This window comes from Amycolatopsis sp. La24, from assembly GCF_029087445.1.
In the GTDB taxonomy this organism is placed as follows: Bacteria; Actinomycetota; Actinomycetes; order Mycobacteriales; family Pseudonocardiaceae; genus Amycolatopsis; species Amycolatopsis nivea.
In genome coordinates this window covers 24279-38111 of the sequence record NZ_JARACH010000047.1, presented here as the reverse complement: position 1 = coordinate 38111, position 13833 = coordinate 24279, and the positions used below count along the sequence as shown (strand labels likewise).

The 13833-nt window shown below is 69.3% G+C and carries 15 protein-coding genes; 4 read left to right on the top strand and 11 right to left on the bottom strand.

The window, feature by feature from the left end:
- Window positions 1-29 precede the first annotated feature (29 nt).
- Window positions 30-899 carry a 1,4-dihydroxy-2-naphthoate polyprenyltransferase gene (locus PUT80_RS33060; protein WP_238603457.1) on the top strand — a complete coding sequence of 290 codons (870 nt, stop codon included), beginning with the start codon at window positions 30-32 and terminating at the stop codon, window positions 897-899.
- Window positions 900-1008: 109 nt separating this feature from the next.
- Here PUT80_RS33060 and PUT80_RS33055 read toward each other — a convergent pair whose 3' ends face one another.
- Window positions 1009-2448: an aldehyde dehydrogenase gene (locus PUT80_RS33055; protein WP_275294508.1), complete on the bottom strand. Its 1440-nt coding sequence runs from the start codon at window positions 2446-2448 to the stop codon at window positions 1009-1011.
- Window positions 2449-2552: 104 nt separating this feature from the next.
- On the opposite strand from PUT80_RS33055, the gene PUT80_RS33050 reads away from it, so the two are divergent.
- Window positions 2553-3200: a TetR family transcriptional regulator gene (locus PUT80_RS33050; protein ID WP_275294507.1), complete on the top strand. Its 648-nt coding sequence runs from the start codon at window positions 2553-2555 to the stop codon at window positions 3198-3200.
- On the opposite strand, the gene PUT80_RS33045 is transcribed toward PUT80_RS33050, so the two are convergent.
- Genes PUT80_RS33045 through PUT80_RS33035 form a run of 3 tightly spaced genes read right to left on the bottom strand, consistent with a single transcriptional unit; the run spans window position 3178 to window position 5026 of the window.
- Window positions 3178-4254 carry a PLP-dependent cysteine synthase family protein gene (locus PUT80_RS33045; protein WP_037818859.1) on the bottom strand — a complete coding sequence of 359 codons (1077 nt, stop codon included), beginning with the start codon at window positions 4252-4254 and terminating at the stop codon, window positions 3178-3180. The two genes, PUT80_RS33050 and PUT80_RS33045, sit on opposite strands and share 23 nt — an antisense overlap.
- Window positions 4251-4541, bottom strand: a complete 291-nt coding sequence (locus tag PUT80_RS33040) for a DUF4229 domain-containing protein (RefSeq protein ID WP_275294506.1) — start codon at window positions 4539-4541, stop codon at window positions 4251-4253. The genes PUT80_RS33045 and PUT80_RS33040 overlap by 4 nt, the downstream gene beginning before the upstream one ends.
- A gap of 11 nt (window positions 4542-4552) precedes the next feature.
- Complete coding sequence (locus PUT80_RS33035) at window positions 4553-5026, bottom strand: Lrp/AsnC family transcriptional regulator (RefSeq protein WP_009072012.1); 474 nt, start codon at window positions 5024-5026, stop codon at window positions 4553-4555.
- Window positions 5027-5388: 362 nt separating this feature from the next.
- Here PUT80_RS33035 and PUT80_RS33030 point away from each other — a divergent pair, with 362 nt between their 5' ends.
- Window positions 5389-5601 (top strand): BldC family transcriptional regulator, encoded by a 213-nt coding sequence (locus PUT80_RS33030; protein ID WP_009072010.1) that lies wholly within the window; start codon window positions 5389-5391, stop codon window positions 5599-5601.
- A gap of 174 nt (window positions 5602-5775) precedes the next feature.
- A complete protein-coding gene (locus tag PUT80_RS33025; protein WP_037818857.1) occupies window positions 5776-5958 on the top strand; it encodes a hypothetical protein in 183 nt (60 codons plus the stop codon).
- 93 nt (window positions 5959-6051) lie between these two features.
- Here the strand turns inward: PUT80_RS33025 and PUT80_RS33020 are convergent, their stop codons facing one another.
- The 7 genes from PUT80_RS33020 to hemL form a co-directional block, all read right to left on the bottom strand.
- Window positions 6052-7344: an AAA family ATPase gene (locus PUT80_RS33020; protein ID WP_037818855.1), complete on the bottom strand. Its 1293-nt coding sequence runs from the start codon at window positions 7342-7344 to the stop codon at window positions 6052-6054.
- An 85-nt stretch (window positions 7345-7429) separates the two neighbouring features.
- On the bottom strand, window positions 7430-8422 hold the full coding sequence (ccsB, locus tag PUT80_RS33015) for a c-type cytochrome biogenesis protein CcsB (protein ID WP_275294505.1): 993 nt from the start codon (window positions 8420-8422) through the stop codon (window positions 7430-7432).
- Window positions 8423-8425: 3 nt separating this feature from the next.
- Window positions 8426-10030, bottom strand: a complete 1605-nt coding sequence (locus tag PUT80_RS33010) for a cytochrome c biogenesis protein ResB (RefSeq protein WP_275294504.1) — start codon at window positions 10028-10030, stop codon at window positions 8426-8428.
- Window positions 10027-10800: a cytochrome c biogenesis CcdA family protein gene (locus tag PUT80_RS33005; protein ID WP_037818851.1), complete on the bottom strand. Its 774-nt coding sequence runs from the start codon at window positions 10798-10800 to the stop codon at window positions 10027-10029. The genes PUT80_RS33010 and PUT80_RS33005 overlap by 4 nt, the downstream gene beginning before the upstream one ends.
- 498 nt (window positions 10801-11298) lie before the next feature.
- Window positions 11299-11880 carry a TlpA disulfide reductase family protein gene (locus tag PUT80_RS33000; RefSeq protein WP_037818850.1) on the bottom strand — a complete coding sequence of 194 codons (582 nt, stop codon included), beginning with the start codon at window positions 11878-11880 and terminating at the stop codon, window positions 11299-11301.
- The gene (locus PUT80_RS32995) at window positions 11877-12503 is read right to left on the bottom strand and encodes a histidine phosphatase family protein (protein WP_009071997.1); all 627 of its coding nucleotides are present in this window, start codon (window positions 12501-12503) and stop codon (window positions 11877-11879) included. Before PUT80_RS32995 ends, PUT80_RS33000 begins: the two co-directional genes overlap by 4 nt.
- Window positions 12500-13804 (bottom strand): glutamate-1-semialdehyde 2,1-aminomutase, encoded by a 1305-nt coding sequence (gene hemL / locus PUT80_RS32990; protein ID WP_037818849.1) that lies wholly within the window; start codon window positions 13802-13804, stop codon window positions 12500-12502. The genes PUT80_RS32995 and hemL overlap by 4 nt, the downstream gene beginning before the upstream one ends.
- Window positions 13805-13833: the final 29 nt, after the last annotated feature.

The window sequence follows — 13833 nt, the reverse complement described above, 5'->3', positions numbered from 1 at the left end:
TGAAGATCGCATGGCGTTGAATGGACCCCATGGCGACAGTCAGTGAGTGGATCGAAGGCGCCCGGCCGAGGACGCTGCCGAACGCGATCGCACCGGTCGTGGCGGGCGTCGGAGCGGCGATCGCGCTCGACGCGTTCTCCTGGTGGCGTTCGCTGCTCGCTCTGCTGGTCGCGTTGTCGCTGATCATCGGCGTGAACTTCGCCAACGACTACTCCGACGGCATCCGCGGCACCGACGAAAACCGCGTCGGCCCGCTGCGTCTCGTCGGCTCCGGCGCGGCGAACCCGAAGGCCGTGCTGCGTGCCGCGCTGACCTCCCTGGGCTTGGCCGGAGTGCTGGGCCTGGCGCTCGTCGCGCTGAGCGGATACTGGTGGCTGCTCGCGATGGGCGCGCTGTGCATCCTCGGCGCGTGGTTCTACACCGGCGGCAAAAAGCCTTACGGCTACTACGGTTTGGGCGAGATCGCGGTCTTCGTGTTCTTCGGACTGGCCGGCGTCCTCGGCACGGTTTACGTCCAGGCCGGCCGGGTCAGCTGGGACGCACTGGGCTGCGCGGTAGCGGTCGGCTCGTTCTCGATGGCGGTGCTGGTGGCGAACAACCTGCGCGACATCCCGACCGACCTCGAGTCCGGCAAGCACACCCTCGCGACCCGCATGGGCGACGGCGGCACGCGAAAGCTCTACCTGACCCTGGTGACGGTCCCGTACGCGCTCACCGTGCTGATGGGGATCTGGCACCCGCTGCTGTTCATCACCTTCGTGACCGCGCCGCTGCTGCTGAAGCCCATCAAGTCCGTCGGAGGCGGCGGCAAGGGCCGGGAGCTGATCCCGGCCCTGCGCGACACCGGCATGGCGATGTTGGCGTGGGCGGTGCTGAGCGCGGTCGCCCTGTCGCTCTAGCGGCTCACTGCGGTCGCCTGCTAATTCGCAAATACCGCCCGGGCCCTGCTCCGCCTTGAGCCCACCGAACCGAGCCGGGCGGTATTGAAAACGCGGTCGCCCTCGCGCTCTAACGCCCCACCGCAATCGCCTGCCACTCCACGAACTCCGCCAACCCGTGCGAGCCGTACTCACGGCCCACCCCGCTCGCCTTGAACCCGCCGAACGATGCGTTCCCATGCCGCGGTGCGCCGTTGACGTGGAACGTCCCCGTGCGCACCGCCCGTGCGAGCTCGACGCCGTGTTCCGCGTCGGCCGTCCATACGCCGCCGCTCAGGCCGTAGTCGGAGTCGTTCGCGAGCCGGATCGCCTCTTCCTCGGTGTCGAACGGGATCACCACGAGCACCGGCCCGAAGATCTCCTCGCGCGCGATCCGCATGTCGTTCGTGACGTCGGCGAACACCGTCGGACGCACGTAAAACCCGTCCGCCAGTTCAGGATTCGCGAGCGGCTCGGCACCGCCCGCCGCGATCCGTGCGCCCTCCTCGACGCCTAGCCGCAGGTACGACAGCACGCGCTCGTACTGGTCTTGGCGCACGATCGGCCCGACGAACGTGTCCGGCTTCGCGGGATCGCCGACCACGAGCCCGTCGGCCATTTCCGCGAGCGCGGTCACCACCTCGGCGTACCGCTCGCGCGCCGCGAAGATCCGCGTGTGGGCCACGCACATCTCGCCGTTGTTCGCGAACGTCGCGGTCCGGATCCCCTCGGCGACGGTCTTCGGGTCCGCGTCCGCGAGCACGATCGCCGCGGACTTTCCGCCCAGCTCCAGCCCGACGCGCTTGAACTGCTCTCCCGCCAGCGACGCGATCCGCCGCCCGGCCGCGGTCGAGCCGGTGAACGAGATCTTGTCGACGCCGGGGTGCGTCACCAGGTACTCGCTCACGTCGCGATCGGCCGCGAACACGCTCACCACGCCCTCGGGGAACCCGGCCTCGGCGAAGATTTCCGCCAGCAGCATCGCGTCGAGCGGGGTTTCCGGCGCGGCCTTCAGCAGCACCGGATTGCCCGCCAGCAACGCTGGAATCAGCTTCACCAGCGCGGCCGAATGCGGCGAGTTCCACGGGATCACCGCGGCCACCACCCCGACCGGCGCGGCGCGCACGATCGTCCGGTTGCCCGCCTCGTCGGTCAGTGTCTCCTCCCAGCCGAACTCGCGCGCGGTCTTGAGCCACGCCGCCGTGCGCTCCGGGAGGTTGTGCTGCGTCCAGCCGGTGAACCAGCTCGGCGAGCCGTTCTCCGCGGTGATCAGCTCGGCGATTTCGTCAGCGCGGGCGGCGTGCAGTTCGTTGAACCGCTCGACCAGGCGCAGCCGCTCGGCCAGCGGAGTTCTCCCCCACGGCTCGAGCGCCCGCCGGGCCGCCGCCACCGCGCGGTCGACGTCCGCCTTCGAGGCCTTCGGCGCGGTCCCGACCAGCGCCCGGTCGTGCGGCGAACGGATTTCGAAGGTGTCGGTCGTCGCGGGCTCGGTCCAGCGGCCGCCGAGGAAAAGCTGGTCGTAAGTGCGCATCGGGATCTCCTGCCAGAGTTAACGGAACACTGCTCTCTTGTTCTCGAAGCTAACAGGACGCTGTTCTTTTATCAAGAGAGCAGTGTCCTGTTACACTCCGAGGCGTGTCCGACTTCCAGCGCGCCCGCAGTCCCGAGCAAGTGGAAGCCCGTCGCGAGGCGATCCTCGACGTGGCCGAACAGCTGATGACGGAGTCGTCCGTCAGCGAGGTCAGCATGCGCGAACTGGCCCGCCGGGTAGGCCTGTCGGCGTCGAACGTCGCGCGCTACTTCCCCACGCGGGAGGCCGTCTACCTGGAGGTCCTCGACCGCGCTCGCGGCGCATGGCTCGATTCGCTCACCCTTGACGGCGATCTGTCGGAGGTCGCCGCGGCCCTCGCCCGTTCACTCGCGACGCGACCGGTCCTGTGCGAGCTGATCAGCGTGCTGGCGAACGTGCTGGAGCGCAATGTCTCGACGGAAATCGCGCGGGACTACAAGCTGCGCTCGGCGAAGCACAACGCCCGCACCGCCGACCTGCTGCACGCCGCGCTGCCAGGCCTTTCCGCGGAGACCGCACAAGAACTGTCGTCCGCGATCTTCATGTTCACCGCGGGAATGTGGCCGCTGGCGCACCCGAACGAGGCCGTCCAAGAAGCCATCAAGGACCCGCGCCTGTCCGGCTCCCGCCTCGACTTCGAGGACCGGTTGCGCCGCCTGATCGTCGTGCTGACGCTGGGCTACCAGGAAGCTAGGCGTCGAATCGGCCAGTGAGCAGGAACTCGTCGAACCGCGCCCGATACGGCGCGAGGTCGATCCCCTGCTCGCCGAGCCATTCGTCCGAGTAGTACGTGTTCGCGTACCGCTCCCCGCCGTCGCACAGCAGCGTCACCACCGAACCCGCCTGGCCGTCCGCCAGCATCCGCGAGATCAGCTGGAACGCGCCGTACAGGTTGGTCCCGGTCGAGCCGCCCGCCCAGTGCCCGGTGCGGTCCCGCAGCAAGCGGATCGCCGCCAGCGAACCGGCGTCGGGCACCTGGAACATTTCGTCGATCACGCCGGGCACGAACGACGGTTCGCAACGCGGCCGTCCGATGCCTTCGATCCGCGACGGCATCCCGGTCGCGTAGTCCGGCGCACCGGTTTCCCACGCGCCGTAGAACGACGAGTTTTCCGGGTCCACCACGCAGATCTTCGTGGTGTGCCGCTTGTACCGGACGTACCGGCCGAACGTCGCGCTCGTGCCGCCGGTGCCCGCGCCGACGACGATCCACGACGGCACCGGATGGCGTTCGGCACGCATCTGCGCGAACACCGATTCGGCGATGTTGTTGTTGCCGCGCCAGTCCGTCGCGCGCTCGGCGTAGGTGAACTGGTCGAGGTAATGCCCGTTGCACTCGGCGGCCAGCCGCTCGGCCTCCGGGTACATCGCCGGCGCGGAGTCGACGTAGTGGCACTCGCCGCCGTAGAACTCGATGAGCGCGATCTTTTCCTTGCTCGTCCGCCGCGGCACGACGGTCACGAACCGCAGGCCGAGCATCCGCGCGAAGTACGCCTCGGACACCGCTGTCGAGCCGCTGGACGCCTCGACCAGCACGGTGTCCGGGCCGATGTGCCCGTTGACCAGGCCGTACAGGATCAGCGAGCGCGCGAGGCGGTGCTTGAGCGAGCCGGTCGGGTGCACCGACTCGTCCTTCAGGTAAAGGTCGATGCCCCATTCCGGGGGCAGCGGGAAAACGTGCAGGTGAGTGTCGGCGCTGCGGTTGGCGTCGGCCTCGATGATCCGGACTGCTTCGCGGACCCAGGCGCGGCTGTGCGGTTTGCTCATGCCGCGGAATCGTCGGCCGGGGTCTCGCCGCGCAGCTGCGAACGCAGCTGGGCACGAGCACGCGCACGGGATTCGTTGCGCTTGGCCAGACCGGCCGTCACGCGCTGGTTCAGCCCGCGCAGGAGCAGCAGTCCGAGCGGAAGGCCGACGACGAGCCCGATCAGCAAAGAGACCAGCAGCGGCACGCCGACCAGCGAAAGCACGACCGCGACCACCGCGACGAGCGCGAACCGCGCGATCAAGTACACCGTCAGGTCACGGGGAAGGTGGTCCGGTGTCTCGCTCACACCGAAACAGGCTACGCCCCGCTCGCCGGGTCCTCGTCCAGGCCCGCGTTGTTGGGGCGGCCCTCGAACCGGGTGGAGAGCACCACTGTCGTGTTGGTACGGCCGACGCCGGGGATGCGGCGCAGCCTGCCGAGAGTGAGCTCCAGCTCGTCGACCGTCGAAACCCGCACCTTTACTACGAAGGCCTCGTCGCCCGCGACCGCGTAACAGCTCTCGACCTCGGGCAGTTCGCCGAGCGAAGCGGCGACGTCCTCGTCGGTGGCGGTGTCGGTGGGATGGATGCCGACCAGCGCGGTGACGCCGAGTCCGACCGTGTTCGGGTCGACCATCGCGTGGTACCCGGTGATCACGCCTGCCGCCTCGAGCTTCCCGACGCGTTCGTGCACCGACGACGCGGAGAGCCCCACCGTCCGGCCGAGGTCGGCGTAGGTAGCCCGGCCGTTGGCCCGCAGCTCGGCGATGATCTTCCGGTCCAGCTGATCCACCGGCTCATTATGCGGCGCGCCCGCGCGGGAGGCGCATCCCGGTAGGCCCCGGATTGTCTCCTGCGTCACAGCAACCTCGGCACCGGACGCCGCCCAGACGCGGCCTTTGCTCAGTCTTTACCCGAATCTCGGCGCAGCTGGTCAGAAAATGCCTGGTCAGCGAGGCGCGAACGAGCACTGAGCGATCCTGAGAATCTGCTGAGTTATGTCCCTTTTGCACTTTAAGGGCTCTTTACCCAAGGACAACCGTTCGAGTACCCGACGGGTGAAGTGCCACGATTGCCGCGTTGGCCACCCGGGCGCGACGGGCGAAATCGCCCGATGCCCCCGGTATAGCAAGTTGGGCGTTAAGGAGGCGGAAAATGACCGCAACCATGGGCGGACGGTTGCTCACCCCGGGTGAGGTGGCCGCTCTGTTCCGGGTGGACCCGAAGACCGTGACCCGCTGGGCCACCGCGGGCCGCATCGGCTCGATCCGGACGCCGGGCGGACACCGCAGGTTCCGCGAGTCCGAGGTGAACGACCTTCTGGCCGAGCTCACCACGGACGCGAGCGAGCCGACCCGCAAGATCTGATCCGCGGGTCTCGAACACGCCGAAGGGTCGTGACTGGCAAGGGGTGCCTCCCGCATCGCTTGCCGGTCACGACCCTTCGCCGCGTTCCGGGGCGGGTCCGCGCGCGCACCGTCCCCCCGGTCCGGCCCGATTGCGGCTAATCTGGGGGGCCAGCACGACGGAAGGACCCCGGGCATGATCCCTTTGCTCGCAGCGGTGGGCGCGATCACCATCGCCGTTCTGTTGTGGCGGGCACTCGGCGCGCAGCGGATCAGCGTCCCGCAGCGCCGCCCGGCCGTCGCTCCCGACGACGATCCCGAATTCCTGCGCAAGCTCTCCGAACAGCAGCGCAAACGCCCGGACGAAACCGACTCCTGAGCGTGTTTGATTGCCCCGGCTCCGCCGGGGCGCCGAGATCGCGCCGGGTTGTGGTTGCGGAGCCCGCACGGTCAATCAAGCGCAGCCGCTTGGTCAAGCCCTGCCGTTAAAACCGTCCGCCACGGTCGCCGCCAGTTCCAGCAGCGCCAGCCGGGTGTCCCCGCCGAGACGCTCCAGTTCGATTTCCGCGCCCTCTTCCAGGTGCGCGTCGAACGGGATCCGGCACACCGAACGCACCTTCGCGCCGAAGTGCGCGGCCAGCTTGTCCAGGTCGACCGAACTGCCCTTCGGGCGCACCGAGTTGATCACCACGACCGAGCGTTTCACCAGGTCGCCGTAGCCGTGCGCCTCGAGCCAGTCCAGCGTCGCCGAGGCGCTGCGGGCCCCGTCGACCGAACCCGAGGACACCACCACCAGCGAGTCCGCGACGTCGAGGACGCCCTTCATCGCCGAGTGCATCAAACCGGTGCCGCAGTCGGTGAGCACGATGTTGTAGAAGTGCTCGAGCAGGTTCACCGTGCGCCGGTAGTCGTTCTCGGAGAACGCCTCCGACACCGCCGGATCCTGTTCGCTGGCCAGGATTTCCAGCCGGCTCGACCCCTGCGACGTGTACGACCGGACGTCGCTGTAGCGCGTGATCTTGTCCGCGTCCCGCAGCAAGTGCCGCACGGTCGCGGTGGTCTCGATGGCGATCTTCTGCGACAGCGTCCCGCGGTCCGGGTTCGCGTCCACCGCCACCACGCGGTCGCCGCGCAGGGACGCGAACGTCGCGCCGAGCGTGGTCGTGGTCGTGGTCTTGCCGACGCCGCCCTTGAGGCTCAGCATCGCGATCTTGTAGCACCCGCGCAGCGGCTGGTTGACCCGCGCGATCAGCTCGCGCCGGCGCGTGTCCGCCGGGCTCTCCCCCGGGTTGAGCAGCTTGCCGCTGCCCAGGTACACCGCCTTGCGCCAGCCGGACTGCGGCGTGCGCTTCTGCTGTTTCACCAGGTGCGCGGTGGCCAGCTCGTCCGCGCTGGACGCCGGTTGCGGCAATCCCTGCGCCCCGGCCGGAGCGCCCGGCACGGGAGCCACGCCCGGAGGAGCGACGGGCTGCTGCTGGTGCCCCGGCGGGGCGGCGTGCTGCGGCTGGTGCTGCTGATGCTGCTGCGCGGGAGGCTGCAGCGGCGGCAGGTTCTGGTCATAGTGCGGCTGGTAGCCGCCCGGCTGCGGCAGCGGCTGGTACGCGCCCTGCGGCGGCGGGTCGACGACCTGCGTCGGCTGCGCGTCGTACGGCCCGGTGCCGGGGTGCGGCGTCGAGTCGGTGCGTTCCTCGGAGAACATGGCAGCCGGTTCCTGGGCCTGCTCGGACTGCTGTTCGCCGGCAGTCTCTTCACTGGGTCCGGTCACCGTTGCCAACCTCCCGGGTACGTCGAAGGGCCCCTGGCGACGACGGTAGTCGCCCGAGGCCCGGTCCGGGCGGTGGACCCCCGGCTCAACTCACTCCGGCGTAGGAATGCAGTCCGGCGGTAACCAGGTTGACGAAGAACAGGTTGAAGATCGTCACCGAGAACCCGACGATGTTGATCACCGCCGCGCGCGTCCCGCGCCAGCCCGCGGTGGCGCGGGAGTGCAGGTATGCCGCGTAAACGACCCACGCGATGAACGCGACGGTCTCCTTCGGGTCCCAGCCCCAGAACCGGCCCCACGCGGCCTCGGCCCACACCGCGCCGCACAGCACGCCGAAAGTGAAGATCGGGAACGCCACGATCGTGGCGCGGTAGGCGATGCGGTCGAGGACGTCGGCGGAGGGCAGCTTCGGGCCGAAACCGGCGAACTTGGCCGGGTTGCGGTCGTGCGCGGTGCGGAAGAGGTACAGCACGCTCGCCACGCCCGGCACCAGGAACACGCCGGAGCCGATGATCGCGGCGGACACGTGGATGTAAAGCCAGTACGACTGCAGCGCGGGCACGACCGGCGCGGCGACCGTGTAGAGCATCGTGCCGTTGATGAACATCAGGATCACGACGGGCAGCAGCAGGAACCCGGTGAGGTGGCGGACCGGGAACTTCTTGATCACCACGAGCCACGCGACGACAGTGATGAAGGTGACCGCCATGCCGTACTCGTACATGTTGCCCCACGGCGCGCGGTGCACCGCGAGTCCGCGCAGCACGATCGCCGACAGCTGCAGCAGCGCGCCCAGCACCAGCAGCGCCGCGCCCATCCGGCCGATCCGCTCCGCGCGGCCGACCGCACGCGGGGCCTCGGGCTCGGCCGGGACGTCGCCGTTTTCGATCGCGGCGTCGTCGGAGTCAGGTCCGCCCGCGCCGACCAGCACGCGCTTGCGGCTGCGCTCGGCGGCGAGACGGCCCTTCGCGCCGAACGCCTGCTCAAAGAGCGTGAACAGCAGCGCCAGCACGTAAATCGCCACTGTCGTCGTGTACAGCAGGTCGCTGTACTGCGAGAAAGTCTCGTTGATTTCCATGCCTCAGCTGCCCTTCCGGCCCGTGACCAGCCGTTCGCTGATCCGCTGGAATTCCTCGCCGTATCCGGCTTGATCCGTGCGCGCGAGCCCCGCGACCTCGATCACGGTACTCGCGCCCTCGTCCTTGCCCGGCCGCACCCGCACCCACACGCGACGCCGCTTGACCAGCAGCGACGCCCCGAGTCCGGCGAACATCACGATCGCGAAGCCGAGCACGTAGCCCTGCGTCGGATCGTGCGAGATCTGCAGGTTGACCCACTTGTTGACGCCGTCGAAGCGGACCTTGGTGCCGTCGTCGAGCGTCAGTTCCTGGCCGACCGCGAGGTTCTTGCGGGCGACCCGCTTGAGCCTGCCGTCCTGGACGCGGGACTGGTCGACCGAGAACACCGACTGGCCGCGGCCCGCGTCGAGACCGAGGTCGCCGCGCAGCACGTCGACGGCGACCATCGGGTTGTTCAGCTGCGGCGCGGTCGAGGTGAGGACGCCGCCGTGGATGAACGAGGACGGCGCGAAGAGGCCGGTGATCGCGAGCTGCTTGGTGCGCCGCTGGACCTCGTCGGTGACGCCGGGCTGGTCGAACTTCGTCGCGCCCTCGGACAGCATCGTCGACGGGTTGGTGAACATCCACTGGGTGTTCTGCGTGCGCTTCTCGCCGTTCGGGAAGGTCACCGTGAACTGCGGCGAATAACCGTTGCCCAGCAGGTAAACCCGGTCGCCGACGGTGCGCAGCGGCTCGTTGACCTCGAGGTCGTACGGCTTCCACGTGCCGGTCTGCAGGTCCTGGCCGGACTGGTACTCGATGTGCGAGTGGTAGTAGTCGGCCTGGTTGGTGGCGGTGTAGCGGGCGGTGAAGTCGTTGACCTTCACGCAGAACGGGTCGAGGTCGGTGCCGTCGACGCGCAGGCCCGCCTCGAACGAGTCGTAATTGTAGATGCCCGAATTGCAGAACTGGCCGCCGTTGGCCTGCACGATGACCTGGCCCTCGTAGCTGTAGAGCTTGCCGAGTGCGAAGAAAATGATCAGGCCGAGCATGCCGAAGTGGAAGAGCAGGTTGCCGGTCTCGCGCAGGTAGCCGCGTTCGGCCGAGACGCTGAACCCGCCGCCGTCCTCCTCGCGCTCGACGCGCCGCCAGCCGGACAGCTGCTTGCGCACGTCCTCGCGGATCGTCTCCGGTGTGCGCGCGGTGCGGGCGATCCGGTGGTGCGGCATGCGCGCGAGATTGCGCGGCGTCAGCACCGGCTTGGCGCGCATCTGCTTGAGGTACTCGAAGCTGCGCGGCGTGAGACAGCCGATCAGCGAGATCATCAGCAGGATGTAGATCGCGGAGAACCAGACGCTGGAGTAGACGTCGTAGAACTCCAGCTTGTCCAGCAGCGATCCCCACCAGCCGTGCGCGCTGATGTACTCGTCGACCTTCGGCGCGTTCAGCCGCCGCTGCGGCAGCAACGCGCCGGGCAGCGCGGCGAGCGCCAGCAGGAACAGCAGCACCAGTGCGGTGCGCATGGACGTCAGGCCGCGCCAGGTGTTGCGCAGGAAAGCCAGGAACTGCTTGGCCGCGGACGGCCGGTACGGCTGGGGATTCTTCGGGGGCGCTTCGGTAGTGGTCACAGCGGCAGCTCGAGATCGGAGGCGACGGAGTTGCGGAGCCAGCCCATGACGTCCCCCCACAGCCCGGTGACCAGCAGGATGCCGACCACCATCAGCAGCGCCCCGCCGAAAATCTGCACGCGGCGGCCGTTGCGGCGAAGCCAGTCGGTGGCGCGCACGGCCCAGCGGGCGCCGAGCGCGATCAGCAGGAACGGGACGCCGAGGCCGAGGCAGTAAACGAGCACCAGCACGTACCCGCGGACCGCGGCCCCGCCGGTGGCGCTGGCGAGACTGGTGACAGCCGAGAGCGTCGGCCCGATGCAGGGCGTCCAGCCGAGCCCGAACACCGCGCCGAGCACCGGCGCGCCCCACAGCCCGCCGCCGGGCACGCGGTGCGAGCGGACCTCGCGCTGCAGCCCCGGGATCCAGCCGATGAAGACCAGGCTCATGAGGATGGTCAGGATGCCGCCGATGCGCTGCAGCAGATCCTCGTTGACCAGCAAGGTGTTCGCGAGCCAGACCAGCGTGCCCATGGTCGCGACGAACACCACGGTGAACCCGAGCACGAACAGCCCCGCCGCGCCGAGCACGGCGTAGCGGCCTTTCTTGCGCTCCTCGCCGTCGCGCACCGCCGGGGCGTCTGCGCCGACGAGAGCCGCGAGGTAGGCGAGATACCCAGGCACGAGCGGCACCACGCACGGCGACGCGAACGAGATGGCCCCGGCCACCAGCGCGACACCCGCGGCGAGCAGCAGCGGCCCGGAGAGCGCCAGCTCGGACACGGAGTTCACGCACTTGAGAGTAGGCAGTGAGCTGGACGTGAGGCGGGCGGGGCCCGCTCACAGGACCTACGCCACAACGCGGGTGGGACCTTGGTCCTGTGCTCGTGCGCGGCTAAGCCGGTGAGAACCGGCATGGGCACTCACGAGGAGCCCGGGCCGCCGAAGAACGCGCGACGCCGGGCTGGCAACGGCCTCCTGCACGGCTCGGGCCGGAGACCCCCAATGCCACTTTGGGTGCGTCGGACGCACCGAACGCCACATTGGGTGCGTCACATGCACCCAACGCCACATTGGGTGCGTCACATGCACCCAATGTGGCATTGGGGGCTTCTCTGCGACGCAGTCCGCGCCGCGGCAGAACCGAGAGGTCGTGAGGGTTCCCCTCACGGAATCTGATTCCGTCAGGGTTCCCCTCACGGACCTCCCCGGCGCGGAGCGAGCACCGGGCTGAGCGGAGCGCCCCCGGCCGAGCAGAGCGCGAGGTTCGGCGAGCGCTACTTCCCCCCGCTATTTCTCCGCGCTGAGCCGCTGCACCACCGGAACCAGGTCCGAGGCCAGCACCTGCCGCAGGAACACCGCGGCCACCCGGTGCTGTTTGTCCAGCACCAGCGTCGACGGGATGATGTTGCGCGGATACCCGGCCAGCTGCAGCAGCACGCGGCCGGACGGGTCCCAGATCGACGGGTACGTCAGGCCGCGGTCGCGGACGAAGTCCTGGGCGACGTCGCGGGCCGGGTCGCGGACGTCGAGGCCGATGACCTGGGCGCCGAGCGGGGCGATCTGCTTGCTCGCGGTCTCCAGTTCGGGCGCTTCGGCGCGGCACGGGCCGCACCACTGGCCCCACAGGTTGATCACCAGCGCCTTGCCCGGGAAGTCCTCGATCGAGAGCTGTTTGCCCTCGTGCATGAGGTCGTCGCCGGCCAGCGTCGGGGCCTTCTGCCGTTCGTTCTCCGGGTAGCTGATGTCGACCTTGCCGCCGGGCGAGACGAAGGTGAAGGTGCCGCCCGAGACGACCGCGTCCTTGCCGGTCGAGCAGCCCGTCACGACCAGCGCGGCGGCCATCAGCATCCCGAGCAGCCGCCGTTTCATGCGCCGGTCACCTTGGGGTCGGTGGTGCCCGCGGGTTCGCTGTAGACGATCTCCAGCAGCTCTTCACCGTCGAAGACCAGGCTGGTGAGCGACGCGAGCGAGCACTGCCGCTGCCGCGGGTCGTGCCACAGTCGCTTCGCTTCCAAGAAGCGGCGAAGCGTCCAGATCGGCAGCTGGTGCGACACGCACAGCGCTTCGCGCCCTTCGGCCTTTACGCGCGCACGGTGCACCGCGCCGAGCATGCGGTGTGCGATCTCGACGTACGGCTCGCCCCACGACGGCTTGAACGGGTTCACCAGGTGCGGCCACGCTTTCGGCTGCCGCAATGCGCCGTCGCCCACGGCTACGCGCTGGCCCTCGAAGACGTTCGCCGCTTCGATGAGGCCTTCGTCAGTGGCGATGTCGAGACGGTGCGCGCCCGCGATGGGCGCCGCCGTCTCCTGCGCGCGCTGAAGCGGCGAAGCGACGACGTACGCGAGGTCGTGCCCGGCCACCGCTTCGGCGACAGTGAGCGCCTGACGCTGCCCGCGCTCCGACAGCCGGAAGTTCGGCAGCCGCCCGTAGAGGATCTTCTCCGGGTTATGGACTTCACCGTGCCGCAGCATGTGGACGACGGTGGTCATGGGCGAACCGCCTCAGCCGCCGCGCGCGCCGCCGCGGGCAACGCAGCTTCGATCACAGCGAACGCTTCGTCGTCCATCGCGGCGTTCACGAACCACGCCTCGTACGCGCTCGGCGGCGGGTACACGCCCGCTTCGAGGAGCGCGTGGAAGAACGCCGGGAAGCGCCACGTCTCAGTGGCCTGCGCGTCCGCGTAGTTGCGTACGGGCTTGTCGGTGAAGAAGACGCTCACCAGGTTGCCCGCGAACTGCACTGTGTGCGTGACGCCCGCTTCGCTGAGCGCCTTGTCGAAAAGCCCGCCGAGACGCTTCGCGTTGGCGTCGAGCTTCGCGTACACAGCGTCGTCCGCTTCGCGCAGCGCGGTGAGACCGGCGGCGACCGCCACCGGGTTCCCGGACAGCGTGCCTGCCTGATAGACGGGACCGCCGGGGGCGAGCTTCGCCATGATGTCCGCGCGACCGCCGAACGCCGCGGCGGGCAGTCCGCCCGACATCACCTTGCCGAACGTGTACAGGTCGCCAGCCACGCCTTCGAGGCCGAACCAGCCAGCGCGCGAAACGCGGAAGCCGGTCATCACTTCGTCCATGATCAGCAGCGCGCCGTTTTCGTGCGCGATGTCCCGCAACGCGGCGTTGAAGCCAGCGTCCGGCGGCACCGCGCCCATGTTGCCCGCGGCCGCTTCGGTGATCACCGCGGCGATCTGGCCCTCGTTCTCCGCGAAGGACTTCCGCAGCGCGTCAAGATCGTTGTACGGCAAGACAATCGTGTCCGCGGCCTGCGCGCCGGTGACGCCCGGCGAGGTCGGCAGGCCGAGCGTCGCGACGCCGGAACCCGCTTCGGCGAGCAGCGCGTCGACGTGCCCGTGGTAGCAACCGGCGAACTTGACGATCTTGGCGCGGCCGGTGAAACCGCGGGCGAGCCGGATGGCGCTCATCGTGGCTTCGGTGCCGGAGTTGACCAGCCGGACCTGCTCGACCGGGCCGACCCGGCCGATGATCTCCTCGGCGAGTTCGACCTCGCCGATCGTCGGCGTGCCGAAGGACAGCCCGTGCTCCGCGGCCGCGCGGGCGGCGGCCACCACCTTCGGGTGCGCGTGCCCGAGGATCATCGGGCCCCACGAGGAGACGAGGTCGACGTAGCGGTTGCCGTCGGCGTCCCACAGATACGGGCCCTCGCCGCGGACCATGAACCGCGGCGTGCCGCCGACCGAGTTGAAGGCGCGCACCGGCGAGTTCACCCCGCCCGGAACGGCCGCCTTGGCGCGTGCGAACCATGCTTTGGACTGCTCGGTGCCAGTGCTCACCGTCCCAGTCTTGCAAATCCTCCATCCGG